The 23720-nt window shown below is 63.9% G+C and carries 28 protein-coding genes and 1 tRNA gene; 12 read left to right on the forward strand and 17 right to left on the reverse strand.

Annotated features, from left to right (window positions below; translation table 11 throughout):
* Positions 1-22 precede the first annotated feature (22 nt).
* From D0Z70_RS06850 to D0Z70_RS06885, 8 genes are all read right to left on the reverse strand, one after another.
* Positions 23-961: a right-handed parallel beta-helix repeat-containing protein gene (locus tag D0Z70_RS06850; protein WP_119744724.1), complete on the reverse strand. Its 939-nt coding sequence runs from the start codon at positions 959-961 to the stop codon at positions 23-25.
* 237 nt (positions 962-1198) lie between these two features.
* On the reverse strand, positions 1199-1660 hold the full coding sequence (locus tag D0Z70_RS06855) for an SRPBCC domain-containing protein (protein WP_119744726.1): 462 nt from the start codon (positions 1658-1660) through the stop codon (positions 1199-1201).
* Positions 1657-2148 (reverse strand): VOC family protein, encoded by a 492-nt coding sequence (locus D0Z70_RS06860; RefSeq protein WP_119744728.1) that lies wholly within the window; start codon positions 2146-2148, stop codon positions 1657-1659. The genes D0Z70_RS06855 and D0Z70_RS06860 overlap by 4 nt, the downstream gene beginning before the upstream one ends.
* Positions 2145-2948 (reverse strand): VOC family protein, encoded by an 804-nt coding sequence (locus D0Z70_RS06865; protein ID WP_119744730.1) that lies wholly within the window; start codon positions 2946-2948, stop codon positions 2145-2147. Before D0Z70_RS06865 ends, D0Z70_RS06860 begins: the two co-directional genes overlap by 4 nt.
* Positions 2949-2971: 23 nt before the next feature.
* Entirely contained in the window at positions 2972-3334 is a 363-nt protein-coding gene (locus tag D0Z70_RS06870; protein WP_119744732.1) for a DUF1428 domain-containing protein, read from the reverse strand.
* 129 nt (positions 3335-3463) lie between these two features.
* Entirely contained in the window at positions 3464-4327 is an 864-nt protein-coding gene (locus D0Z70_RS06875) for a hypothetical protein (protein ID WP_119744734.1), read from the reverse strand.
* An 85-nt stretch (positions 4328-4412) separates the two neighbouring features.
* Positions 4413-5426 carry an NAD(P)H-dependent flavin oxidoreductase gene (locus tag D0Z70_RS06880; protein ID WP_119744736.1) on the reverse strand — a complete coding sequence of 338 codons (1014 nt, stop codon included), beginning with the start codon at positions 5424-5426 and terminating at the stop codon, positions 4413-4415.
* 234 nt (positions 5427-5660) lie between these two features.
* On the reverse strand, positions 5661-6926 hold the full coding sequence (locus D0Z70_RS06885) for an aspartate kinase (protein WP_119744738.1): 1266 nt from the start codon (positions 6924-6926) through the stop codon (positions 5661-5663).
* An 82-nt stretch (positions 6927-7008) separates the two neighbouring features.
* Here D0Z70_RS06885 and ubiG point away from each other — a divergent pair, with 82 nt between their 5' ends.
* Together ubiG and D0Z70_RS06895 are read left to right on the forward strand one after the other, a co-directional pair.
* Positions 7009-7746: a bifunctional 2-polyprenyl-6-hydroxyphenol methylase/3-demethylubiquinol 3-O-methyltransferase UbiG gene (gene ubiG, locus D0Z70_RS06890; RefSeq protein WP_119744740.1), complete on the forward strand. Its 738-nt coding sequence runs from the start codon at positions 7009-7011 to the stop codon at positions 7744-7746.
* A 4-nt stretch (positions 7747-7750) separates the two neighbouring features.
* Complete coding sequence (locus D0Z70_RS06895; RefSeq protein WP_119744743.1) at positions 7751-8341, forward strand: YdeI/OmpD-associated family protein; 591 nt, start codon at positions 7751-7753, stop codon at positions 8339-8341.
* A gap of 38 nt (positions 8342-8379) precedes the next feature.
* On the opposite strand, the gene D0Z70_RS06900 is transcribed toward D0Z70_RS06895, so the two are convergent.
* A tRNA-Tyr gene (locus D0Z70_RS06900) sits at positions 8380-8466 on the reverse strand.
* Between the two features lie 104 nt (positions 8467-8570).
* On the opposite strand from D0Z70_RS06900, the gene D0Z70_RS06905 reads away from it, so the two are divergent.
* Both D0Z70_RS06905 and D0Z70_RS06910 read left to right on the forward strand, forming a co-directional pair.
* Positions 8571-9311 (forward strand): TrmH family RNA methyltransferase, encoded by a 741-nt coding sequence (locus tag D0Z70_RS06905; RefSeq protein WP_119744745.1) that lies wholly within the window; start codon positions 8571-8573, stop codon positions 9309-9311.
* A 35-nt stretch (positions 9312-9346) separates the two neighbouring features.
* Positions 9347-10066 (forward strand): hypothetical protein, encoded by a 720-nt coding sequence (locus D0Z70_RS06910; protein ID WP_119744747.1) that lies wholly within the window; start codon positions 9347-9349, stop codon positions 10064-10066.
* Positions 10067-10083: 17 nt separating this feature from the next.
* Here the strand turns inward: D0Z70_RS06910 and D0Z70_RS06915 are convergent, their stop codons facing one another.
* The gene (locus tag D0Z70_RS06915) at positions 10084-10401 is read right to left on the reverse strand and encodes a 2Fe-2S iron-sulfur cluster-binding protein (RefSeq protein ID WP_119744749.1); all 318 of its coding nucleotides are present in this window, start codon (positions 10399-10401) and stop codon (positions 10084-10086) included.
* Positions 10402-10479: 78 nt separating this feature from the next.
* Between D0Z70_RS06915 and D0Z70_RS06920 the strand changes: the two genes are divergently transcribed.
* The 3 genes from D0Z70_RS06920 (at position 10480) to D0Z70_RS06930 (ending at position 11860) form a co-directional block, all read left to right on the forward strand.
* On the forward strand, positions 10480-11097 hold the full coding sequence (locus tag D0Z70_RS06920) for a DNA-3-methyladenine glycosylase family protein (RefSeq protein ID WP_119744751.1): 618 nt from the start codon (positions 10480-10482) through the stop codon (positions 11095-11097).
* A 2-nt stretch (positions 11098-11099) separates the two neighbouring features.
* On the forward strand, positions 11100-11327 hold the full coding sequence (locus D0Z70_RS06925) for a DUF2188 domain-containing protein (protein WP_119744753.1): 228 nt from the start codon (positions 11100-11102) through the stop codon (positions 11325-11327).
* A gap of 98 nt (positions 11328-11425) precedes the next feature.
* A complete protein-coding gene (locus tag D0Z70_RS06930) occupies positions 11426-11860 on the forward strand; it encodes a response regulator (RefSeq protein ID WP_119744755.1) in 435 nt (144 codons plus the stop codon).
* Here D0Z70_RS06930 and D0Z70_RS06935 read toward each other — a convergent pair.
* Both D0Z70_RS06935 and murA read right to left on the reverse strand, forming a co-directional pair.
* Complete coding sequence (locus tag D0Z70_RS06935; RefSeq protein WP_119744757.1) at positions 11808-13334, reverse strand: PAS domain-containing protein; 1527 nt, start codon at positions 13332-13334, stop codon at positions 11808-11810. The genes D0Z70_RS06930 and D0Z70_RS06935 overlap by 53 nt on opposite strands.
* Positions 13327-14610: a UDP-N-acetylglucosamine 1-carboxyvinyltransferase gene (gene murA / locus D0Z70_RS06940; protein ID WP_119744759.1), complete on the reverse strand. Its 1284-nt coding sequence runs from the start codon at positions 14608-14610 to the stop codon at positions 13327-13329. The genes D0Z70_RS06935 and murA overlap by 8 nt, the downstream gene beginning before the upstream one ends.
* Before the next feature lie 184 nt (positions 14611-14794).
* Here murA and D0Z70_RS06945 point away from each other — a divergent pair, with 184 nt between their 5' ends.
* Positions 14795-15529 carry a Crp/Fnr family transcriptional regulator gene (locus D0Z70_RS06945; protein ID WP_119744761.1) on the forward strand — a complete coding sequence of 245 codons (735 nt, stop codon included), beginning with the start codon at positions 14795-14797 and terminating at the stop codon, positions 15527-15529.
* A 93-nt stretch (positions 15530-15622) separates the two neighbouring features.
* Here the strand turns inward: D0Z70_RS06945 and D0Z70_RS06950 are convergent, their stop codons facing one another.
* Together D0Z70_RS06950 and D0Z70_RS06955 are read right to left on the reverse strand one after the other, a co-directional pair.
* Positions 15623-15889 (reverse strand): hypothetical protein, encoded by a 267-nt coding sequence (locus D0Z70_RS06950; RefSeq protein WP_119744763.1) that lies wholly within the window; start codon positions 15887-15889, stop codon positions 15623-15625.
* Entirely contained in the window at positions 15886-16452 is a 567-nt protein-coding gene (locus D0Z70_RS06955) for an HNH endonuclease (protein WP_119744765.1), read from the reverse strand. The genes D0Z70_RS06950 and D0Z70_RS06955 overlap by 4 nt, the downstream gene beginning before the upstream one ends.
* A gap of 94 nt (positions 16453-16546) precedes the next feature.
* Here D0Z70_RS06955 and gluQRS point away from each other — a divergent pair, with 94 nt between their 5' ends.
* The 4 genes from gluQRS (at position 16547) to D0Z70_RS06975 (ending at position 19318) form a co-directional block, all read left to right on the forward strand.
* Complete coding sequence (gene gluQRS / locus D0Z70_RS06960; protein ID WP_119744767.1) at positions 16547-17524, forward strand: tRNA glutamyl-Q(34) synthetase GluQRS; 978 nt, start codon at positions 16547-16549, stop codon at positions 17522-17524.
* A 9-nt stretch (positions 17525-17533) separates the two neighbouring features.
* The gene (locus D0Z70_RS06965; RefSeq protein WP_119744769.1) at positions 17534-17770 is read left to right on the forward strand and encodes a twin transmembrane helix small protein; all 237 of its coding nucleotides are present in this window, start codon (positions 17534-17536) and stop codon (positions 17768-17770) included.
* Positions 17771-17774: 4 nt separating this feature from the next.
* Complete coding sequence (locus D0Z70_RS06970; RefSeq protein WP_119744771.1) at positions 17775-18344, forward strand: cob(I)yrinic acid a,c-diamide adenosyltransferase; 570 nt, start codon at positions 17775-17777, stop codon at positions 18342-18344.
* A gap of 125 nt (positions 18345-18469) precedes the next feature.
* Positions 18470-19318, forward strand: coding sequence for a GGDEF domain-containing protein (locus tag D0Z70_RS06975; protein WP_119744774.1), 849 nt, complete (start codon positions 18470-18472; stop codon positions 19316-19318).
* 82 nt (positions 19319-19400) lie between these two features.
* Here the strand turns inward: D0Z70_RS06975 and D0Z70_RS06980 are convergent, their stop codons facing one another.
* The 3 genes from D0Z70_RS06980 to D0Z70_RS06990 all read right to left on the reverse strand — a co-directional run bounded on the left by D0Z70_RS06980 (position 19401) and on the right by D0Z70_RS06990 (position 23685).
* The gene (locus D0Z70_RS06980) at positions 19401-20447 is read right to left on the reverse strand and encodes a DUF1176 domain-containing protein (RefSeq protein ID WP_119744776.1); all 1047 of its coding nucleotides are present in this window, start codon (positions 20445-20447) and stop codon (positions 19401-19403) included.
* A gap of 109 nt (positions 20448-20556) precedes the next feature.
* Entirely contained in the window at positions 20557-21882 is a 1326-nt protein-coding gene (locus D0Z70_RS06985) for a NupC/NupG family nucleoside CNT transporter (protein ID WP_119744778.1), read from the reverse strand.
* Between the two features lie 222 nt (positions 21883-22104).
* Positions 22105-23685 carry a tetratricopeptide repeat protein gene (locus D0Z70_RS06990; RefSeq protein WP_182913873.1) on the reverse strand — a complete coding sequence of 527 codons (1581 nt, stop codon included), beginning with the start codon at positions 23683-23685 and terminating at the stop codon, positions 22105-22107.
* Positions 23686-23720: the final 35 nt, after the last annotated feature.

The following is a 23720-nucleotide window of genomic DNA, read 5'->3' on the forward strand; positions in this document are numbered from 1 at the left end:
CTAGCACAGCGTCGCGGACGAGTCAGCGCCGGTCCTTCACCTTCATGCTTGGCGCGAGGTCGTTCGCGCCGATCCGCACCGCATCGTCGGTGAAGTTGGCGACGAAGGTGGAATTGCGCTCCAGCCCCGGCACGAAACCGGCCTTGTTGCCCTCGATCACTAGGCCTGCGCTCGAATGTTCGCGGCCTTCGGGGGCGATGGTGATGAAGGCGGACCAGTTGTCCTTGTCCTTGCCCTGCACCATCTCGTTGCCGCTGATGATGCCGCTCGCGCCGTTGGACAGGTCGATCATATAATTGGTCAGCTTGCCGCCGCTGTCGTCGAAGCTGTTGCCGGTGATGGTGACGCGGGCGGTGCGGCTTTTGAGATAATGGCCGCCATCGCCGAGGTCAAAGCGGCTGTTGGTGACGGTGAGCGCCGCCAGTCGGCCAATATAGATGCCATGGGCGCAATCAAGATCGCGGTCGCAGCGGCCCAGATGGCGGAAGGTTGATTTGTCGATGCTGACCTGCCCGCCATCATAATCGCCGGTCAATATGCCTTCCTCGCTATTGCGGAACAGGCTGTTGCGGACGGTGAGGGTGCCGCTTTCCAGGCGAATGCCCGCGCCATTGCCGTCGGGGACGCGGATATTCTGGAAGATGATGCCATCCACCGCGCTCGCCCGCCCGCGCAGCACTAACGCGCCCTTGCCCTCGCACGGCACGCCGTCGAAAATCACCGTGCCAGGCGTTGCGGCGCGAATGGTGACGTCGCCGCCCTGCTGCACGGCGCATTGATGATAGGTGCCGGGCGCGACCACCACCGTTCCGCGCCCGTCTCCGATCGCGCCCAGCGCGTCGGCCAGCGAGCCAAAGGCGCGGCCCGATTCGGCGACGGTGAAGGGGGCGGGATTGCCCTGTGCCAGCGCGGTCGAGGCGATGGCGATGGAGACGAGGAGGCTGGTGGACAGAATACGCATGGCGGCAAGGATAGGCGCGCGCCGCGCTGCGACCAAGGCGGGAACGGGGTTAACGCCGCTCTGCCCCGCTATGGGACAGAGTGGTGTGGGAAGGTTGATGGGAGGAATGAGGGTGTAACGGGATCTGGGTTGAGCGCCACATCAGCGTCCCCCCCGTCATCCAACTTCGCCTAGGCGGCAAGCCGCCAAGGCTTCATATCCTTCTCCCCCCAGGGGAGAAGGGAAAGTTGCTTCTGACTAGCCCGCCTCCGCCTCGCACAGCGCCTTATACTGCGCCATCATTTGGTCCCAGCCGGGGTGGAAGCCCATCTCCAGATGCCGGGCCTTGGATTCTGCGTCCCAGTGACGGGCGGTGGCGGTGAAGCGGGTGGCGTCGCCCTCTTGGGCGAATGTCCAGATGGCGGTCATGAAGGGGGTTTGTGGCACCCAGCCTGCGGCATAGGCGTCGGTGGTGACGATCCGTTCAAGCGGCACGACCTCCAGAAAGACGCCCTCCATCGGGCCGGTTTCCTCGCCATCGGGGCCGAACATCTGCACCGCGCTGCGGCCGCCGGGGCGCAAATCTTCCTCGATCACTTCCGCGCGCCAGGGTTTGGGGCAGAACCAGTCTTCCTTGCGGTCGGTCCACACGCGCCAGCATGTCGCGCGCGGGGCGGCGATGGTGCAGGTGACGGACAGGTCATGTGCGCCCTCGCTCATGCCGCTTCGCCATCGAAAGCCGCCTGCATGGCAGCGACGTCGAGCTTCTCCATCGTCATCATCACCTTGATCATGCGGTCGATCCCGGCCTGGTCGCCGCTATGGTAATTGGCGAGTATCCCTTGCGTCACCAGTTGCCAGGACAGGCCATATTTGTCCTTGAGCCAGCCGCAGGGCGCGGGTGATCCGCCGTCTGCGGTCAGCGCGTCGTAATAAAGGTCCAGTTCCGCCTGATCCTTGCACGCGACCGACAGCGAGACGGCTTCGGTGAAGGGGAATTGCGGGCCGCCGTTCAGTCCCTGATAGCTTTGCCCGAACAGCGTAAACTCGACCAACAGGACGCTGCCGCCGGCCGCTGGCGAAGGGGAGAGATTTTCCTGCGGATAGTAACTGATATGATCGACCGACCCGCCAAAGACGGAGACATAGAAATGCGCCGCCTCCTCCGCCTGCCCGTCGAACCAGAGGCAGGGAGCGATGATGGTCATGCGGCTTCTCCTGTATCGGCGCGGGTGCCGACCAGCGCGAACATCGCGCCTTGTGGATCGAGCGCCTGGACGATCCAGCTGCCGCCCGGCACTTCGGACGGGCCGTGGAGGATGGAGCCGCCGCCTGCGGTCACGCGCGCCGCGGCTGCGTCAATGTCCCCAACGACGAAGTAGAAGAGCCAGAGCGGCGCGGGCATTTCCTTGGGGATCGGCATGATGCCGCCCGACATGCTGGGAAAATCGCTGCCGCCGGTCTGCGAGACGAGCTGGTAGATGCCCATGTCGCCCATATCCATGGCCTCACCCTTGGTCCAGCCGAACTGGCCGGTGTAGAAGGCCATATCGGCATCGAAATTGCCGCTATACAGCTCATGCCAGCCGACATGGCCCATCGCCATGGGCGGCGGGGCTTCCATGCCGTCGGGGCTGGAGCCTTTGAGCAGCATGAAGGTAGCGCCGCCCGGATCGCCCATGACCGCGAAGCGACCGACGCCGTCTATATCCTCCGCCGGGCGCTTGATGCTGCCTCCCGCCGCGACCAGCCGCGCGGCGTCGGCATCGACATCGGCCGAGGCGATATAGCCGCCCCACCAGGGGGTCATGCCGCACTCTTTCGCCTCATCCGGGATCGCCATCACCCCGCCGAGCGGCCCGGCGCTGCCGACGACCAGCGTATAGCCGCCATCCTCGCCGAACGGCATCGTGTCCCAGCCCACGACATCGGTGTAGAAGGCGAGCGCCGCCTGCGGATCGCTGGTCATCAGCTCGACCCAGAAAAATTGCCCGTTGCGGTCGGTCATCGCCTCTCTCCTGCCTTAGTGGTTCAGGCCTTTTCGTCGACCAGCACGGCAAAGCCGCCATAGATGAGGCGCGCGCCGCTGAACGGCATGTCCTGCCCCTCCTCCGGCTTCATCCGCTCGTCGGCCATCATCTTGGCGGACCCTGCGTCGCGGGTTTCCTTGTCGGGCCATTCGATCCAGGAAAAGACGACCTCTTCAGCCTCTTCGGCGATCACGGCGGTGCGGAAGTCGTTGACCTTGCCCGGCTTGATATCGTCCCCCCAACATTCGACCACGCGGGTCGCGCCATATTCGATGAAGATCGGGGCCATTTTCGCCGCGATATCGATATAGGCCTGCTTGTTGCCCTTGGGCACCGGGATCACGAAACCGTCCATATAGGCCATCGTCTCTCTCCTCCTTGGCACCGCCATGCGCTGGCATGGCGGGCAGAGCCGCTGAGCGACTCGCCAAGGATGATGCCGCCGCCCCCGCCGATGCGCAATGGTGGCCCGCCATTGGCTGGACGAGCCGCCCTATTCGGCGGTCGTGGGCAATGGCTGGACCATCAGCTTTGGCCCCGGCGCGGCGGGCAGGGTCGGCGCGACGGCGGGCGGACGGGCGGCCTGAGCCGCATCGGGGGGTGGCGGCAGATTTTGCTGGATCGCGCTGGTCACGCCGGGGGCAAAGCCCGCTCGCGGTGCTTCGCCGGGCGGAACGGGCGGCGGTGGCAGCGGCGTTGGGGAAGCCCATACTGTCACCGTCCCGCCAAAGCGCGACTGCCATTCAGCCAGCCGCCGCAGATAATCGGCATAGGCGGCGTAAAAGTCCTGAAACGGCTTTTCGAGTTCCGCTAGCGCGGTCGGGGCATAATCCAGCAGGGCGCTGGACGGCATGGCCAGCAGCTTTGCACCCACCGTTTCGGCGACCGGGCAGAAGCTTTTGGTGACTGGGGGCAGCGAGAAGAAATTATAGACGGTGGTGTTGAGCCGTTCGCGCGCGCCGAACCCGGCGCTGCCATAAGCGACGTTGTAGTTGCGATCGACCGCTTCATTGGCCTGGGTCAATATGGGTCCGTGGACATGGAGCAGCCGGTTATATTGCAGCCGTGGCAAGTCAGCCGCGCTGCGGCAGGACAAGGCCGCCACGTTGAGCGCCATGCGGACATGCCACAGCGCAGTGTTGGAGGTCACCTTGCGATTGGGGGTCAGATATTTGCCATCCTCGATATCCGGGATGCTCATATCCTCCACCGCGCCCATGGGCGGGCGCGGCATGATGGTGTCCACCACCGGCGGCGGCGGGGTGGGCGGGGGTGGCTTGACCGGGATCGAACAGGCCGCCAGCACGGCCAGCGACACAAGCGAAAAACGGCCATAGAAACGGCGCACGACGATCATCAAATTCTCCGATGGGCTGTGCACCGGTCATGCCGGGCATTCTGGTCGGAGGAAATATGCCTGATTAACCGTTCATCGCAAGGATTCAGGCGGCCCGTCGCTCTAGGGCCACGGCGGCCTCCGCCATCAGCTGCGCGATGATGTCAGCGACCGGTTCTTCCTTCGTCACCATGCCGACCGACTGGCCCGCCATCAGCGACCCGCCATCGACATCGCCGTCAATCACGGCGCGGCGCAGCGCACCGGCCCAGAAATGTTCGATCTGCAACTGTGCCTCGCCCATATCGACCGCGCCGGCGTCGAGCAGATTGGCGACTTCGCGCTGTTTGGCGGTGAAATTTTCCATGCCCGCATTTTTGAGCGCGCGCACGGGAATGACCGGCAGGCGCGGGTCGATCTGGACGCTGGCGATGGCGTCGCGGGCCGAGGCGCGGAAGAAGGCCTTTTTGAACGCTGGGTGGGCGATGCTTTCGGTGGCGCAGGCAAAACGGGTGCCAAGCTGCACGCCGGCTGCGCCCATTTCCAGATAGGCGGCGATCGCTTCGCCCCGGCCAATGCCGCCCGCGACGAACACGGGCAATTGCTCGCTCATTTCGGGCAGGATTTCCTGCGCCAACACGCTGGTCGCGACCGGGCCGATATGGCCGCCTGCTTCATGGCCCTCAACGATCAGCGCATCGACGCCCGACCGCGCCAGCTTCTTGGCCAGCGCCAGGGCGGGCGCGAAGCAGATGAGCTTGGCGCCCTTGGCCTTGATCGCCTCGATACTGCCCTTGGGCGGCAGGCCGCCGGCCAGCACGACATGGGTCACGTCATGGCTGGCGCAGACGTCGATCAGGTCGAACAGTTGCGGGTGCATGGTGATGAGGTTGACGCCGAAGGGCTTGGCTGTCAGCGCCTTGGTCGCAGCGATTTCCGCGTCGAGGAGGGCTGGTGTCATCGCGCCGCAGGCGATCACGCCGAAACCGCCCGCGTTGGACATGGCCGACACGAGATGCCGTTCCGACACCCAGCTCATCGCGCCGCACAGGATCGCGCTTTCGCAGCCGAGGAATTGCGTGCCGCGAGCCATGAGGGCAGTGAGTTTGGCGTTGGTCATGTGTCGAACCTCAAGAAGCGCAAAAGCCACCGCCAGTCGAGAGGCCGGGAGATGGATCCCCGCCTTCGCGGGGATGACGATTGAAGTAAAGAGCGAAGCGGCTTGGTCGATATTTGGCTCAGGCCGAGACGAAAATGGTGCCTTTCGAGAACCGGCGCGCAGCGTGCTTAATGCACGTGAGCACCGGAAGCGCAGAAAGGTGCCATTTGCAGGCCGGCATCAGCCAAATAGCGACTAAGCCGCCGGGGCGTCCAGACCATAGGCGGTGTGCAGCACGCGGACGGCCAGTTCGGTTTCGTCCTCGTCGATCAGGACCGAAACCTTGATCTCGCTGGTGGAGATCGCTTCGATATTGATGCCGCGGTCGGCCAGCGTCTTGAACATGGTCGCGGCGACGCCGGCGTGGCTGCGCATACCCACACCCACGACGCTGATCTTGGCGACCTCGGTGTCGGTGATGATGCGGCGGAAGCCGATCGCGTCCTTGTTCGCTTCGAGAATATCGACGCTGCGGGCAAGGTCGGCGCGCGGCACAGTGAAGGTGACGTCGGTCTCTTCATTATCCTTGCTATCATTCTGGATAATCATGTCGACGTTGATCGCAGCGTCCGCCAGCGGCGTGAAGATGCTGGCGACCGCGCCCGGCTTGTCGGGCACGCGGGTCACGATGATCTTCGCCTCATTCTTGTCATGGGCGATGCCGGTGATGAGCTGACGTTCCATCTTGCTTTCCTTGAGCTTGGCTTCCAGTTCCTCGTCGCTGACGATCAGCGTGCCGGGCAGGTCGGTCTGGGTTGGATCATCGAAGGAGGACAGGACCTGCACGACCACGCCTTCCTTCATGGCAAGGCCGACCGAGCGGGTTTGCAGCACCTTGGCCCCGACCGAGGCGAGTTCGAGCATTTCCTCATAGGTGACGAGGTCGAGCTTGCGCGCGCGCGCCACGATGCGCGGGTCGGTGGTATAGACGCCATCGACGTCGGTATAGATGTCGCAGCGATCGGCCTTGATCGCAGCGGCGACGGCGACGGCGGAGGTGTCGGAGCCGCCCCGGCCAAGCGTCGAGACGCGGCCATCGGCCATCATGCCCTGAAAGCCGGGGATCACGGCGACCTGCCCCGCGCCCATCGCAGCGAGCAGCGCGTCGGTATCGATGCTGCTGACCCGCGCCTTGGCATGGGCTTCCACGGTCTTGATGGGGAGCTGCCAGCCGAGCCAGCTGCGCGCGTCCACGTCCATGGCCTTCAGCGTCATCGCCAGTAGGCCGCTGGTGATTTGCTCACCGGCGGCAACGACGACATCATATTCGGCCGGATCATAAAGGGCGGAGGCTTCCTTGCAGAAGCCGACGAGCCGATCCGTCTCGCCCGCCATGGCGGATACGACGACGGCGACTTGATGGCCCTGGCTCACCACATGTTTGACACGCGCGGCCACGTTGCGAATTCGCTCCATCCCCGCCATGGAGGTGCCGCCGAATTTCATCACGATGCGCGCCATTTGCTTGTCGAACCTGCCTGTTGGTGAGAAAGAAAATGTCCCAGAAGGGCGAAACGGCGCTTCTTTAGCAGCGGATACGGATATGGCAAGCAACCCGACAGCAACGATCGACCCCAGGGAGGCCGCCCATTTCGGCACGATGGCGGCCGAGTGGTGGGACCCGCAGGGCAGCAGCGCGATGCTGCACAAGCTGAACCCGGTGCGGCTCGCCTATATTCGGGCGGCGATCGACGCGCACTGGCCGGGCAAATCGCATGATTTTGAGCCGCTTGGCGGCAAGCGGGCGCTGGATGTGGGGTGCGGTGCAGGGTTGCTGGCCGAACCGCTGGCGCGGCTGGGCGCAAGTGTGACGGGGCTGGACGCGGCGCCGGAGAATATCGCGGCGGCGCGCGCCCATGCCGACCGCCAAGGGCTGGCGATCGACTATCGCGCGACGCCGGTAGAGGAAGTGGCGGACGGCGGGTTCGATCTGGTCACATCCATGGAGGTGATCGAGCACGTCGCCGATCCCGCCGCTTTCGTCCGCGCGCTGGCCGAAAGACTCGCTCCCGATGGCCTCATGATCCTGTCCACGCCCAACCGCACCCCCCTCTCCCGCCTGGCGATGATCACGATCGGCGAGAGCATCGGCGGCATCCCCAAGGGGACGCATGACTGGGGCAAGTTCATCACGCCGGAGGAATTGACAGCATTGCTGGAACAGGCCGGGCTGGAGGTGATCGACAGCAGCGGGCTGAGCTTCGATCCGGGGCGGGGCTTCACCCTGTCGGCGAACAAGGCGATCAACTATCTGCTGACCGTGCGGCACCGGCAGGACTGACGCGATGCCGGGCGATCCCCGCATCGACGCCTATATTGCGCGGCAGGCGGATTTTGCCCGGCCAATCCTGACCCATATCCGCGCGCTGGTTCATGCCACAGTGCCGGAAGCGGGTGAGGCGATTAAATGGGGAATGCCCTTCTTCACCTATAAGGACCAGAATCTGTGCAGCATGGCCGCGTTCAAGAGTCATGCCGCCTTCGGTTTCTGGCATGACAAGGTTGGGCAGGACGCCGCCAAATCGGGAGCGATGGGGCAGTTCGGCAAGATTGCCAGCCTGATCGACCTGCCGCCCGACGCGGAAATCGCCGCGCTGCTGCGCCAGGCAATGGCGTTGATTGATGCGGGGGATCGGCCGCGCACCAGCGCGAAAGAGCCGCGCGCGCCGCTTGCCGTCCATCCGGCTTTTGCAGAGGCGATTGCTGCTGACCCGGCTGCCGCGGCGGTGTGGGCCGCCTTCCCGCCGGGCAAGGTCCGCGACTATTGCGAATGGATCAATGACGCCAAAGGTGATTCGACCCGCGACAAGCGCATGGCCCAGGCGGTCGAATGGATCGCGCAGGGCAAGGGGCGGAACTGGAAATATCAGAGATAGCGGGGAGCGACTTGATCCGCCCGACCCTTTTGAGAGGGTGGTGGACAGGGTTGGGTTCGAACCAACGTAGGGCGTAGCCCGGCAGATTTACAGTCTGCTGCCTTTAACCACTCGGCCACCTGTCCATTACCCGTCGCGGTCAGGAAAAAGCTTCTTTCCCGCGCTGGAGGCGGCTCAATGGCGAAAGGAGGCTTGCCTGTCAATGGTCGGATGTGAAAAGAGCGCTTCCATGAAAAGAGGTCATCGTCCCGCCAAGCCCAAGGGCGCGTTCCCGCGCTTCTATGGTCGCCACGCCGTCATTGCGGCGCTGGCCAATCCCAACCGCATCGTGCGCAAGATATGGGGCACCCGCGAAGCGCTGGGCGCGCTGGAGCTGCCACCGGTGCTGCCGATCGTCTATGCCGATGTGGCGGATATGGGCCGGATGGTCCCGTCCGACGCGCCGCATCAGGGCATCGTCGCCGAAGTCGAACCGCTGGACGATGTCTGGCTGGGCGATGTGCTGGACGAAGGGCGCGATGACAAGCGGCCGATCCTGGTGCTGGACCAGGTGACCGACCCGCATAATGTCGGTGCGATCCTGCGGTCCGCCGCGGCGTTCGATGCGCTGTGCATCGTCACGCAGGACCGGCACGCCCCGCCCGAATCAGGCGTGCTGGCGCGCGCCGCGTCGGGCGCGCTGGAGATCATGCCGTGGGTGCGGGTGGTCAACCTGTCGCGGGCTTTGGACGAAATTGCCGAGGCCGGTTACTGGCGCATCGGGCTGGATGGCGAGGCGGACACAAATCTGGGCGACGCGATCGGCGAATCGCGGGTCGCGCTGGTGCTGGGGGCCGAAGGCGAAGGGCTGCGTCACAACAGCATGGCGCATTGCGACATTTTGGCTAAACTGCCGATCAGTCCGCGGATGGAGAGCCTGAACGTGTCCAACGCCGCGGCCATCGCCCTGTACGCCGCCGCCAGCCGGTAGGCGGCCGACCGGGCGGCTAGTCGGGGGACGTCGCCATGACATGTCTGTTGCGTTGGGTGCTGGCGCTGCCGGGGGTGATGGCGCTGTCGGCTTGCCTGGTGACGCCGGGCAAGTTCGAGTCCTCGCTCGACATCCGGGCCGACCGCAGTTTCAGCTTTGCCTATAAGGGCGAGATCATCGCGTCGGACAGCGGCAAGGGGGCGATGAGCGTCCCTGAACCGGCAAGCGAGGATGGCGAGACGGCACCGGCACAGCTGTTGCAAATCGCGCAGGAAAAGTTCGACAGCGAAGCCGACAATGGTAACGACGTGCAAATGCGCGCGATCGCCGACGCTCTGACGAAAGAAAAAGGCTTTAAATCAGTGCGTTACATGGGGAATCGCAAGTTCGAGATCGACTATGCGATCAGCGGGCGGCTGACCCATGCCTTCCTGTTTCCCTTCAACATCGACGCGCAGATCGTGCTGCCCTTCGTCGCGGCGGAATTGCGCGGGGACGACCGGGTGCGGGTGAAGGCGCCGGGCTTTGCCAATGGGTTCGACAAGAGTCAGGGGCCGACGCTGGGCGCGGGCGGGCCGGGCGAAGAAGCGGCCAAGGCGCTGAACGGCAGCTTCACGCTGACGACCGACGCGGAGATTATCAGCCAGAATCAGGAGGAGGGCGCGCAGCCTGTCGCCAATGGCAAGCGTATCGTCTGGCGGGTCACGCCGCTGACGAGTGAGGCGCCCGCCGCCACGCTGCGGTTGCAGCGGTAGCGGGCGCGCTCATAGCATCAATCTTCCGGCGCTATGGTGACGCGCAGGCCGTCCAGCGCATCGCTCAGCACGACCTGGCAGGACAGGCGGCTGGTGTCGTTGCGATGGTCGGAGCTGTCGAGCAGGTCATTTTCGTCCTCGCTCATCGCGGGAAGCGAATCAGCGAAAGCCGGGTCGATAAAGACATGGCAGGTCGCGCAGGAGCAGCAGCCGCCGCAGAGCGCCAGCAATTCGTCAAAGCCATTGTCGCGGATGACTTCCATCACCGACAGGCCATTGTCGCCATCGACAGCCTGTTCTTCGCCCGCACGGTTGACCACGATCAGTTTCGGCATCTATCCAGTCCCCTAGAATTTTCTCCGCCGCTCTGACGGACAGACGCCGGGAAATCAAGGGCGGACGGAAAACAACTTATGGTCACGACCGCAGAAACAATACGCACCAGCCTGGACGCCATCGCCGCGATCGAGCCGGGATTTGGCGCAGCGCTGACCCGTGTCGGCTATCCTGAACCGCGCCTGCGGGAGCCGGGCTATGAGACGCTGCTACGCACGATCGTAGGCCAGCAGGTGAGCGTGGCAGCAGCGGCGGCGGTGTGGCGCAAGCTGGAGGCGGAACTGGGCGCGGGCTGCGCGCCCGACGCGCTGCTGGGCCGCGACCATGACGCGCTGCGCGCTTGCGGCCTGTCGCGCCAGAAACAGGGCTATGCCCGCAGCCTGGCCGAAATGGTGCTGAGCGGGGCGCTGGACCTGAACGCCCTGCCCGCCGATGATGAGGACGCGATTGCGCAGCTCATCCAGATCAAGGGGATTGGCCGCTGGTCGGCGGAAATCTACCTGTTGTTCGCCGAAGGGCGGCCCGACATCTGGCCGGCGGGCGATCTGGCCGTGCAGATCGAGGTCGGCCGGATATTGGGCCTGCCCGAACGACCGAGCGAAAAAATGACCCGCCAGTTGGCCGAAGCCTGGCGTCCGCATCGCGGCGCCGTGGCCATCATGGCGTGGCACCATTATAACACAGAGGTTCTATAACCATGTCCGCTACACTGCCACACGCCCGCTACATCGTCCTGGCCCATGAGGGCGTGTGGAAGATCAATCTGAACAACAGCTATTATGGCCCGTTCGATAGCCAGGCGGCAGCGGTCGAGAGCGCGACAGACACCGCGCGCAAGGCTAGCGAAGGCGGCTATCCCGCGTCCGTCCTGTTGATGAAGGACGCCACCAATTTCGAGACATTGTGGAACAGCGGGCAGCATTGACCCTGTTCTTTGGTCTGTCGACCAAGGATTCTTATGCAGTCACGGGAACCGTGCGGGCAGCGGGGCATTTCTTGTCCTGAATCATACAGGCCCCAAGGATGAGCAAGAAAGTATTGATAGTCGAGGACGAGATTTTCGTCGCTCTGGAAATTGAACAGATTGTCGAGGAGACGGGATTCGACGTCAGCGCCATTGCCGCTGACCGCGAGGCTGCGCTGGCCTGCGCGGACTCCTGCGACATAGCGCTGGTCGATTTGAACCTGCGCGATGGGCCGACCGGGCCGACCATCGGCATGGAACTGGCCAGCCGCTATGGCATCCGCGTCATCTATGTCACCGCCAACCCTTCGCAGATTGGCGCGGCTTCGGTCGCGGCGCTGGGCGTCATCACCAAGCCATTTCGCGCGCAGAGCATTTCCGCCGCGCTGCAATTGGCCGCGGAGGATGAACCTGAATTGCACGCAGCCGATATTGCCGGCTTTATTCCTTTCCTGCCGAACGGCTCATCGAGCGGGATGGAATCCAGAGGCTGAGTTTCAGCCCGTCTGCGGACCAGTCCCGAACAATCCGTCCACCCAGTTGCCGCTCCACGCTCAGGGTGATGAGGCGGCTGCCAAAGCCATCGGAATGGGTCGGCTGAACCGCCGGGCCACCCTGCTCACGCCAATCAATACGAACATCCGGGCCTTCGCGGGTGATATGGAGGGCAATCCTGCCGTCTGGCGTCGATAGCGCGCCATATTTGGCGGCGTTGGTCGCCAGTTCATGGAACAGCAGCGCCAACGGCGTCGCCGAGCGGTCATCGATCGCGACATTGTCCCCCGACAGCGCGATGCGCGAACCATCCTGCGCTTTGTAGGGCGCGAAAATCTGTTCCAATATGCCCCAGAGCAGCCCCTGCCCATGGCCGACCTGCGGCGCGGATTCCGCGCTGTGGGGCCGCACGAAATCATGGGCGCGGCCGAGCGCCAGGATGCGATCGCGCAGATCGTCGGCGACATCGCTGATTTCGGGATGCTGGCGCGCCGACAGGCCGATGAGGCCTGCGATCACCGAAAAGATATTCTTGATCCGGTGGGACAGTTCGTGCGCGATCATCTCGCGCTCTTCCATCATCAATTTCTGTTCGTGGATTTCAGTGCAGGTGCCGATCCAGCGAAGGATATTGCCAGCCCCGTCGCGGATCGGCAGGGCGCGGCCCAGCGTCCAGCGATAGTCGCCGCTATGGTGGCGCAGGCGATATTCGATCTCATAAGGTTCGCCGGTTTCCAGCGAGCGGCGCCAGCGGCCCCAGGCGCGGTCCTGATCGTCGGGATGGAACATATCGTTCCACCCCTCGCCATCAGTCGATCCGGCCGGGACGCCGGTATATTCATACCAGCGCGCGTTATAATAATCATGATAGCCGTCCGGCAGGGTCGACCAGACCATTTGCGGCATGGTGTCGGCCAATGTGCGGAACATGCGGTCGCTGTCGGCAATGGCGGCAGCGTCCTGGCGTTGGCGGGCGATGACGTCACGGTCGCGGCGACGCCCCTCCAGTTCGACCATCACTTGCCGCGCCAGCAGGGTCAGCCCCTGCCGCTGCATAGGGGTCAGATCGGCGCGCGGCTGCGTATCGATGACGCACAGCGCGCCCAGCGGCACGCCCGCGCCATCGACCAGCGGCGCACCTGCGTAAAAGCGGATATGCGGCGGGCCGGTGACCAGGGCATTGTCGGCAAAGCGAGGGTCGTTGCACGCATCGGGCACGACGAAAATATCGTCCCCCAGCATCGCCAGCGCACAGAAGGACACGTCGCGCGGGGTTTCTTCAGCGTCAAGGCCAGTGCGGGCGAGGAAGCGCTGGCGCGCCTCTTCCACGATGCTGACAAGCGCTATGGGCGCATCGCACAGGGTGGAGGCGAAGGCGGTAATTTCGTCCAGATGACGAAAACCACCGGCATCCAGATCATAGAGCGCCAGGAGCGCCCTGCGATCCGTTTCCAGACCGATACCGTCAGCCATCACTGGCCCGCTCGATATCGGCACCAACGGCGGAGAGTTTTTCCTCCAGCCGTTCATAGCCGCGATCGAGATGATAGACGCGATTGACCTGGGTTTCGCCCTCCGCAGCCAGGCCCGCGAGGATCAGGCTCATGGAGGCGCGCAGGTCGGTCGCCATCACCGGCGCGCCGACCAGCCTGTCAACGCCGCGCACGACGGCGGTGCGGCCGTTGACGGCGATGTCCGCGCCCATGCGTGCCAGTTCAGGCACATGCATGTAGCGATTTTCAAAGATGGTTTCGGTCAGCACCGACGCGCCGTCCGCCATGGTCAGCATCGCCATGAATTGCGCCTGCATGTCGGTCGGTAAAGCCGGGAAAGGTGCGGTCGAGAGGGTCAATGGCTTCAATTTGCCGTCGGAGGAGACACGAATGCCATCCTTGTGGACGTCCACCTGCACGCCAGCGTCGCGCAGCGCGGCAATGATCGCGTGCATATCCTCGCCATTGGCGCCGATCAGGTCGAGCGACCCGCCGGTGATCGCCGCCGCGCAGGCATAGCTGCCCGCCTCGATCCGGTCGGGCATGACGCGATAGGTGGCGCCATGGAGGCGCTCACGGCCATGGATGATGAGCTTGTCGGTGCCGACGCCTTCAATGTCCGCGCCCATCGCCTGCAACAGGCGGCACAGGTCGACGATTTCAGGTTCGCGCGCGGCATTTTCCAGAATGCAGGTGCCCTTGGCCAGAACCGCGGCCATCAGCGCATTTTCGGTCGCGCCGACCGAGACCACCGGGAAAGTGTAGATGCCGCCGGGCAAGCCGCCATCGGGCAGGCTGGCGCGGACATAGCCCGCGGCAATCTCGATGATCGCGCCAAAGGCTTCGAGTGCCTTCAAATGCAGGTCGATCGGGCGGTTGCCGATGGCGCAGCCGCCGGGCAGCGACACCCGCGCTTCGCCCGCGCGGGCGAGCAAGGGGCCGAGCACCAGGATCGATGCGCGCATCTTGCGCACAATGTCATAGGGGGCTTCGGTCGAGGTGACCCGCCCGGCCCGCATCGTCATGACCCGGCCGAAATCCTCCGGCCTTGCCCCCTCGATCATGGTCGATACGCCCAGCTGGTTGAGCAGATGACCGAAACTGTCGACATCGGCGAGGCGCGGCAGGTTGCGCAGCGTCACCGGCTCGTCAGTCAGCAAGGCGCAGGGCAGCAGCGTCAACGCTGCATTTTTCGCGCCGGAGATGGGAAGGCGGCCGTTGAGCGCTTTGCCGCCGCGGATGATGATGCGGTCCATTGGTCAGGGTTAATAGCGGCAAATGCGCGCCGTGCAAGGCAAGCTACGGGCGATTTGTCGCGCCTGATTGTAACAGCCGAAACAAATGCAGCGATCTTGATCGAGTTTAGTGCGGCCAACCAAAATGCAGCCAAAAGGCGCGTGGGGCGTTTTGCCATCGTAACGAGAATTTTTAAGAGGTTTATTGGTGGTAACAAGTTGTTTCGCAGAAAGGCTGGCCAAGCATGTGCCGCTGTCCGACGCGGAAAAGGCGGCCCTTGCCCGGCTGGAGGAAAATCCGCGCAAGGTAAAGCGTGGCGCGATGATCCAGCGGGTCAATGATACGGTGACCGAATTGTTCGTGCTGCGTGAAGGCCGGGTGATGAGCTTTGTCATCCTGCCCGATGGCAGCCGCCAGATCCTGCGCGTCTATTTCCCCGGTGATTTTATCGGGTCAGCCAGCACCATTTATAGCAAGGCCCCCGAATCGCTGATCGCGCTGACCGATGTGGTGGTGTGCCCGTTCGACAAGCACGCGCTGCGCCGGTTGCTGGAGGAATATCCGCGGGTTGCGGCTTTGCTGTTCCTGCTGTCCAATGCCGAGCGGGTGGCGATGACCGACCGGCTGGCATCGCTGGGCCGCACATCGGCCAAGGCGCGGGTGGCGTCCTTCCTGCTCGACATGTTCGACCGGCTGCGCGTGACCGACGACGGCGTCATCGACAGTTTCGACCTGAAGCTGACGCAGGAAGAGATTGGCGATTCGATCGGCCTGACATCGGTGCATGTGAACCGCATGATCCGCCAGATGGAGCAGGAAGGGTTGATCAGCCGTTCCAACGGGCGGATTACCCTGCACCAGATGGCGCGGCTGGAGGAAATCGGCCATTACACCAACCGGCACAAGGATATGGATCTGGACTGGCTGCCGGTCGGCTGAGGTTCGCTTGTGTGCTCCCGCGCAGGCGGGAGCCCAGTTCGGAGCGTGGGACTGGGTTCCCGCCTGCGCGGGAACACGCTTTCTCTGCAACGCCTAGCGCGATTGTGGCGGTGGGCGATCGGGCGCGAAGCAGCGGGTGCAGCGGCGCCAGCAAATGAGGCCGGGCATGGCGACCGCAGGCTGGAGGCCGGGTTTGGGGTAGAGGCCGGTCAGGATGGCGGGCGACACCCCCTCCGGCGCGGCGGCGCTATGGCACATCAGGCAGTTGCGGACATATTTGGCGCGGGTGAGGCCGGAATGATCCTCCTGCGCGGCCAGGGGTGCGGGCGTTAGCAGCAGCAGCGCCAGCGCCAGTCTCACGCCAGCAACTCGACGTCCCAATAGAGCCAGTCATGCCAGCTTTCGTGCAGATAGCCGGGCGGGAAGGCGCGGCCATGTTCCTGCAAATGCCAGCTGGTCGGGCGGATCGGCTGGACGTGGAGCTGCATCCCCGCCTGCTTGGGGGTGCGCCCGCCCTTTTTGAGGTTGCAGGGCGAACAGGCGGTCGCGACATTTTCCCATGTGGTGCGGCCACCGGCGCGGCGCGGGACGACATGGTCGAAGGTCAAATCGCTGGTGCTGCCGCAATATTGGCAGCTGAATTTGTCGCGCAGGAACAGGTTGAAGCGGGTGAAGGCGGGATGTTCTGACGGCTTCACATAATGTTTGAGCGCGATGACCGAGGGGATTTTCATGTCCAGGCTGGGGCTATGCACCTGCCGCGCATAGGAGGCGATGATGTCGACCCGGTCGAGAAACACCGCCTTGATCGCGGTCTGCCACGGCCACAGGCTCAGCGGATAATAGCTGAGCGGGGTGTAATCTGCATTCAACACCAGTGCCGGACAGTTTTCCGGATGTCGTATTAGGTCGGGATGGTACATAGAAAGCCTCTACCCCCTTGCCGACGCTGCTGATCCACCAGCAACATGACGTCAGTATGACAGCATTAACCTCTATCGCCCGTCAAGAGCCTGTATGACATCATCCACCGCACCACAGCATATGGTGACCCGCTTTGCCCCCAGCCCCACCGGGCGGCTGCATGTCGGCCACGCCTGGTCGGCGCTGCTGGCGCACGACATGGCGCGGGCGGCGGGGGGCGCGTTCCGGCTGCGGATCGAGGACATAGACGGCACCCGCAGCCGCGCGGAGCATGTTGCGGGGATCTTGGAGGATTTGGCTTGGCTGGGGATAGGCTGGGACGGCGAGGTCATGTTCCAGTCGCAGCGGCTGGCGCAGTATGACGTGGCGCTGGCGCGGTTGCGGGGCATGGGGCTGCTCTATCCCTGTTTCTGCACGCGGGCGGATATTGCCGCCAGCGCCAACGCGCCGCATGGGCCGGAGGGGGCGGTGTATCCGGGGACGTGCCGGGAGTTGAGCGCGGATGAGCGGGCGCGACGGATGGACGCGGGGGCGGCTCATGCGTGGCGGATCGATATGGGGCAGGCGGTGGCGCGGGTTGGGATGGTGGAATGGCGGGCATCACCCTTCCCCTTCAGGGGAGGGGACGGGGGTGGGGGCTTGCCCCAGGCGCTTTACCAAGACGATAGCCCCCACCCCCACCCCAACCCCTCCCCTGAAGGGGAGGGGCTAAATCACGCCCATCCTCTCCTCCATGGCGACGTGGTGCTGGCGCGCAAGGATGCGCCTGCCAGCTATCACCTGTCCTGCACGCTGGACGATGCGGCGATGGGGGTGAGCCATGTGTTGCGCGGCGACGATCTGCTGGGCGCGACGGACGTGCATCGGCTGTTGCAGGCACTTCTGGGCCTGCCCTCCCCTGTCTATATCCATCATCCCTTGCTGGTGGACGCAGATGGCAGGCGGCTGGCCAAGCGGAGCGGGTCGATTGCGCTGGCGGATTTGCGGGCGCAGGGCATGGACCCGGCGCGCCTGGTCGCTGACCTAAGGGACAGGCGCTTTCCGGTTGGCATCAGGCTGGCAAGCGCCTAGAACCGACTTATGAATACCGTCCTAGTCATCGCCCTCGCCCTTGCCATGGCCGCAACTCTGTTTGCGCTGATCCGTGGCATCATCAGCTTCCTTCAGGTCACCAAGGAAGAACTGAACGCGCCTGAAGGCAGCGGTCCCGGCCCCTCGCGGCTCAAGCAGAACAAGATGATGTTGAACCGCGTGCTGTTTCAGGCCGGTGCGATCATCATCGTTGCCATCATGCTGCTGGCCAAGGGTAATAGCTGACCCGATGGTCAAGCTGAACAAGATCTACACCCGCACCGGGGACGCGGGGACGACCGGTCTTGTCGATGGATCGCGCCTGCCCAAGCACGCGCCGCGGATGCAGGCGGTGGGCGATGTCGATGAAGCCAATAGCGCGCTGGGACTGGCGATCATCGCGATGGGCGATAGGCCCGAAGCCGCGTGGCTGACGACGATCCAGAATGATCTGTTCGATCTGGGCGCGGATCTGGCAACGCCGATCCCCGATGGGGCGGACGAGCCATGGGCGCTGCGGATCATCGCCGGTCAGGTCAAACGGCTGGAGGATCAGATCGATGCGATGAACGCCGATCTCGCCCCGCTCGACAGCTTCATCCTGCCCGGCGGTTCGCCTGCCGCTGCCGCGATCCATCTGGCCCGCGCGATCACGCGGCGGGCGGAACGCAGCGCGACGGCGGCGGCGGTCGAGGTCGCGCTCAACCCGCAGGCTCTCGCCTATCTCAACCGGCTGTCCGACCTGCTGTTCGTGCTGGCGCGGCGGGTGAATGATAATGGCGCGGCCGATGTCAAATGGGTGCCGGGCGCGTCGCGCTGATCGCGCCGCTATCTGACTCAGCTACGGCACGGCTCGTCCCGCTTGGCAAAATTAACCCTGTTTCTTTGGAATCCATTTAGCTCGCCCCGCGACGTTGCGGCCCATTCGCAATTACGGGGCCATCCATGCATTTCTATCTCGCGACGTCTTTCATTTTCCCGCGCTCGCTGCGCCTGCGCCTGTTCACCCTCTGCTTCATTGTCACCCATTTGCCGCTGCTGGGCTATAGCAGTTGGGGGCTGGCGACCGGGCGGATCGCGCTGACCGAGTTTGTCCTGCTGACGTTGATGACAGTTTTCGGCACGGCAATCGCCCTCATGGGCATCGGCGCGCTGCTCAATCCCATTCATGCGCTGGCAGAGACGCTGAACCGCAAGGCGGAGACCGCGCTGCCCGAAATGGGCGATGTGATCCAGACGCTCTATGCCGGGGTCCATCGCGCCGCCAGCACGGCGCGCGCGCAGATCGATGACCTGCAGGTCGCGGCGCATGAGGACCCGCTGACCGGCATTGCCAACCGGCGCGGCTTTCTGGCGCAGATCGATGCCCTGCCCCGCGACCAGCGCCGGGGGTGTGTCGCCATCATCGACATCGACCATTTCAAGCAGGTGAACGACCAGCTGGGCCATGATGAGGGCGACCGGGTGCTGGCAGCCTTTGCCGATCGCCTGTCGGCGCAGCTGCGCCGCGTCGACAAGGTCGCGCGCTGGGGTGGCGAGGAGTTTGTAATCTTCTTCCATGGCGCGGCGGAGGATGAAGCCTGCTGGTCGCTGGCACGGATTACCAGCCAGATGCGGCAGGAGCCGATCGGCCGGATTCATGGCCGCCCGATCAGCTTTTCCGCCGGGGTGTGCCGCTGGACCGGGGACGTAGTGGATGGTGCGATCGCTGCGGCGGACACGGCGCTCTATGAGGCCAAGCAGTCGGGGCGCGACCGGATTTGTCGGGCGAGTGCGGCGGTGCAGATGGTGTGAATAGATAGTCTGCAACATAGTTACAATATGGCCCCTCCCCCGGCCCCTCCCCGCCGGGGAGGGGAGTTAAAACGTCTCGGTATTATTCGACGACGCGGGCGGTCCAGGTGGTGATCCAGTGCCAGGCGCCGCGACATTCGCCCATGGCCGCAGCCTCGATCAGGCGGAAGCGCTGGCCGTCCCAGACATAGGCTTCGCTGCCGCCGCAATCGCCCAGCCCCCGCCCCTTGGCGAAACTGTCGAGCCGCGATTTTTCCGGGGTCCAGCCGACATTGACCAGCATCGGGTGGCCCGCTTCCTCGCTCCAGCCCGGCTTGAAGTCGAAGGCGGCGAAGCGGAAGGCGCGGCGGCCCGGCACGCCGGTGGCGATGACCGGCACGGACGAGAAATTATAGGCACCCGATCCGCAAGGGACCAGGATGAGCGTTTCGGTCTTGGACAGGCGGTGCAGGTCCGGGGTCTGGTCGCTGCGCATGTCGTCGGTGCAGCCGGTATATTTGCCGAGCGCGGTCAGTTCCTCGCGCCACAGGGCGGCGGGCGCGGGACCGGCGGGGATGAGCGCGCGACGGATGGCGGGGGCTGCTGGTGCGGGCTTTACCGCCGTCGGACCAAGCGCGCCGGTGGCGATCAGCGCAGTCGTCGTCCCTGCCCTGCCCTGCCGCGCGTCCATATAGCGCAGCGCCGCGCCTGCCCCGGCGAGCGAGGGGCGACCATAGAGCTTGGCACCAGCGCGCACTTCCATGGTGGAGCCGCGCGCCATGGCGATGGCGAGGGCGGAGGCCTGTGGTCCGCGGATCGTCGCTTCGCCGTCGCGGGCGATGGCACTGGCGATTTTGCGGCCATCGACGGACAGGGTGACGTCGGCCTGGCCCTTGCCTTCGCGGCTGATCCAGACTTCGGCCTGGGCATCGGGTCCGGCGGCGCGGGCGATGCCGATCATCAGCGGGATGTCGGGCAGGTCGCCGCCTTCGGGCAGCAGCGCGACGGCTTCGCACCGGTTGCGATTGTCGCAGCCGATGGTCCAGTCCTTATAGGTTTCCAGCGCCCCCGGCTTTGGCGCCTGCGCCATGGCCGTAGCCGATCCCAGCGTGACCGCCAGCGCGGCCGCGAAAAGTCTGTTTGCCCCCATGCGTTAACCATAATGGATTTGCGGGTAGAGGGATAGAGTCTCGTTACGTGGTCGTATTAAATTCAAGCGGCAGGACTGGGTTCCCGCCAGCGCGGGAACACGCAATGCGTCAGCGCAGGCTGAGCATCAGGCCGGCCAGCGCGGCGCTCATGAGGTTGGCGAGGCTGCCGGCGACCAGCGCCTTCAACCCCAGCTTGGCGATCATCGGACGCTGGTTGGGGGCCAGGTTGCCGGTTACCGCCATCTGGATCGCGATCGAGCTGAAATTGGCGAAACCGCATAGCGCGAAGGTGACGATGGCGACGCTGGCGGGGGACAGCGTCCCCTGCACCTGCCCCAGATTGATATAGGCGACAAATTCATTCAGCACGACCTTGGTACCGAACAGACCTCCCGCGACCTGCGCTTCTTCCCATGGGATGTTGAGCAGATACATGACCGGCGAAAAGACATAGCCCAGCAGTTGCTGGAAGCTGAGCGTAGGGTAACCGAACACGCCGCCAATGCCGCCCAATATGCCGTTCGCCAGCGCGACCAGCGCGACGAAGGCCAGCACCATCGCGCCGACTGCGACCGCGAGTTTCACGCCGGTCTGCGCGCCCTGGGCTGCGGCCATGATGATGTTGGCGGGCTTTTCCTCGTCATGGCTGGCGACGGGCATGGGTTCGCCCGGCGTGCCTTCGGGCAGCAGCGCGGCTGGCCCTGCCCCGCTGATCCGCGCTTCGGGCAGGTGAATGTCAGGATCGTCACCCAGCGGCAATTCGCCCTGCACCGGCAGGCGCGTGTCGGGCATCATGATCTTGGCCATCAGCAGCCCGCCGGGCGCAGCCATGAAGCTGGCGGCAAGGAGATAGTCGATCTTGATCCCCATCGAGGCATAGGCGGCAAGGATGGTGCCCGCGACCCCGGCCATGCCGCTGGTCATCACGGTGAAGAGTTGCGGCGGGGTGAGGCCGGCCAGATAGGGGCGGATGACGAGCGGGCTTTCGCTCTGGCCGACGAAAATGTTGGCGGCAGCGCACAGGCTTTCCACCTTCGACACGCCCGTCACCGCCTCGATCGCGCCGCCGACCCAGCGGACGATGAACTGCATGACCCCCAGATAATAGAGGATCGACACCAGGCTGGCGAAGAAGATGATGACCGGCAGCGCGGCGATGGCAAAGCTGGCCCCGCCGATTTCGGGACTGGCGAGCGGGCCGAAGATGAAATTGGTGCCCGCCTGCGCATAGCCGAGCAGGTTCGACACCCCCTTCGACATGCCCGCAATGACCGCGCGCCCGGCGGGGACATAGAGGACCAGCAGGGCAATGCCCGCCTGCAACAGGAAGGCCGCGCCCACGACCCGCAGCCGGATGGCGCGGCGGTCGGACGACAGGGCAATGGCGATGGCAAGGATGAGCAAGATGCCCGCAAGACCGATGAGAAGATGCATGAAGGGCTTTCGCGGGAAGAGTGGTGGCGCGACTATATGAGCGCCGCGCGGACATGGCGAGTCTGAGTTGTTCGACGAGCGAGAAGCGTGCTGTCAGTCGGCTGCGATAGGCACATGCGCCGCGATGAAGGCGACAAAGGCGGGATCATCGCGGACGGCATCGAAATCGGAGTCGATTGCGATGGCTTCGATATCTAACACGCCCTCCGTGCTAGCCCAACGTCACAACGTTTCTATCGAATCCGCAACATTTGCATCGAGTGCATGAATACAAGCAGTGTTGAACAGGGCATTCGCCACCTGCTTCTGTAGGTCGGGACACGCACTCCCTGCAAAACGCATCACAACATCGTTATAAGCGATGAGCGCCTCGGCTCCTTGGTCCAGCGCTCCAAGGTCACACCCTTTGCAGACCAAAGCCTTCGCCACTTGCTGCTGCAAACCGTGGTGTTCGCTATCACCAAAACGCGCCACAACATCATCATAAGTCACGAGCGCATCAGTCCCTCGGTCTAGCGCTCCGAGTACGACACCTTTGCAAACTAGCGCCTTCGCCACGTGCGTCTGCAGGTCGGGATTCTCGCTCCCGCCAAAACGCTTCACAATATCGTCGTAAGTCGTGATCGCATCGACCTTTCGGTCCAGCGCACCAAGTTCTAAACCCTTGTTAATCAGCGCTCTAGCAACCGGCTCCTGTAGTTCTGGTCGTTTATTCCCACCAAAATGCGTCACAACATCATCACAGACGGTGATCGCTTCAGCCCGACGATTCAACGCGGCAAGCTCTATGCCTTTATTGACCAGTGCCTTTGCCACCCGCTCCTGCAATTCGGGATGATGACTCTTGCCGAAACGTGTCATAATATCGTCATAGATCACCAGCGCCTCGGCCCGTCGGTTCAATGCGCCCAGTTCGTATCCCTGATTAAGAAGGGCCATCGCCACTTGTGTCTGCAAGTCGTGATGTTCACTGCTACTGAAGCGCGACACAATTTCGCCATAGATAGCGATCGCTTCAGCACGCTGGTCCAGTTCGCCAAGAGCATAGGCGCGATTAAACAGCGCAAAACACAAGCTTTCCTCATCTATATCGTCCTCGAACATATAGATCATGGCACTGGAACGCCTTTCCATCGCTGACCAGTCCTTGTCGAGAAAGGCCGCCATGACCAAGGCGCGATAATCATCTATGCTGCGGTCGCGTCGGGGCTTTGCCAATGCTGCATCCGCAATCTCCCGCAAATCGGCCTGTACCTTCGGGTCCGTCGGTACCTCACCCGGTTTAAGGTCGCCGATTAGCTGTTTGGCAGTCTCTCTGTGGGTCTGGATTTCCGCGACTGATGCTTTTGCATCGGCCAATAGCTGTACAATATCTTCCCGATCCTTGCGCAGCTCTTCGCGGGCTTCGGCGACAGCCGCCTTGCCGAAACGCAGCGCGAAGAAGATGACGATGACGGTGATCAGGACGCCAAACAGACCGATCATAGAGCTGGTCACTATCTCGAACCAATTGGTCTGGTTGTCGATGAGCTCGACCCGCAAGTCCGCGAATTTGCTCTCCAGTGCCAACGCCTCATTTTTCTGTCGGAGGGCAGCGAGTTCTTCAAGCAACCGCTTATGCTCCACCGCCGGTGTCGGGACGGGTGGCGCGGATACGATAGGGACAGCGACGGGCGTCTGCGGCGACTGTGCGGTGACGGCGCCTGCATCCGCGCAACTCAACAGCGCGCAGGAGACAATCATGAGGATTGCAATTTTCATTACGCGATCATGCACGATTGCGACGGCAAAAACAGCGGGCATAGTCATTTCGGACGAAATGTTACGTGCGCAATCCG

Source organism: Sphingobium terrigena, assembly GCF_003591655.1.
Classification (GTDB): domain Bacteria; phylum Pseudomonadota; class Alphaproteobacteria; order Sphingomonadales; family Sphingomonadaceae; genus Sphingobium; species Sphingobium terrigena.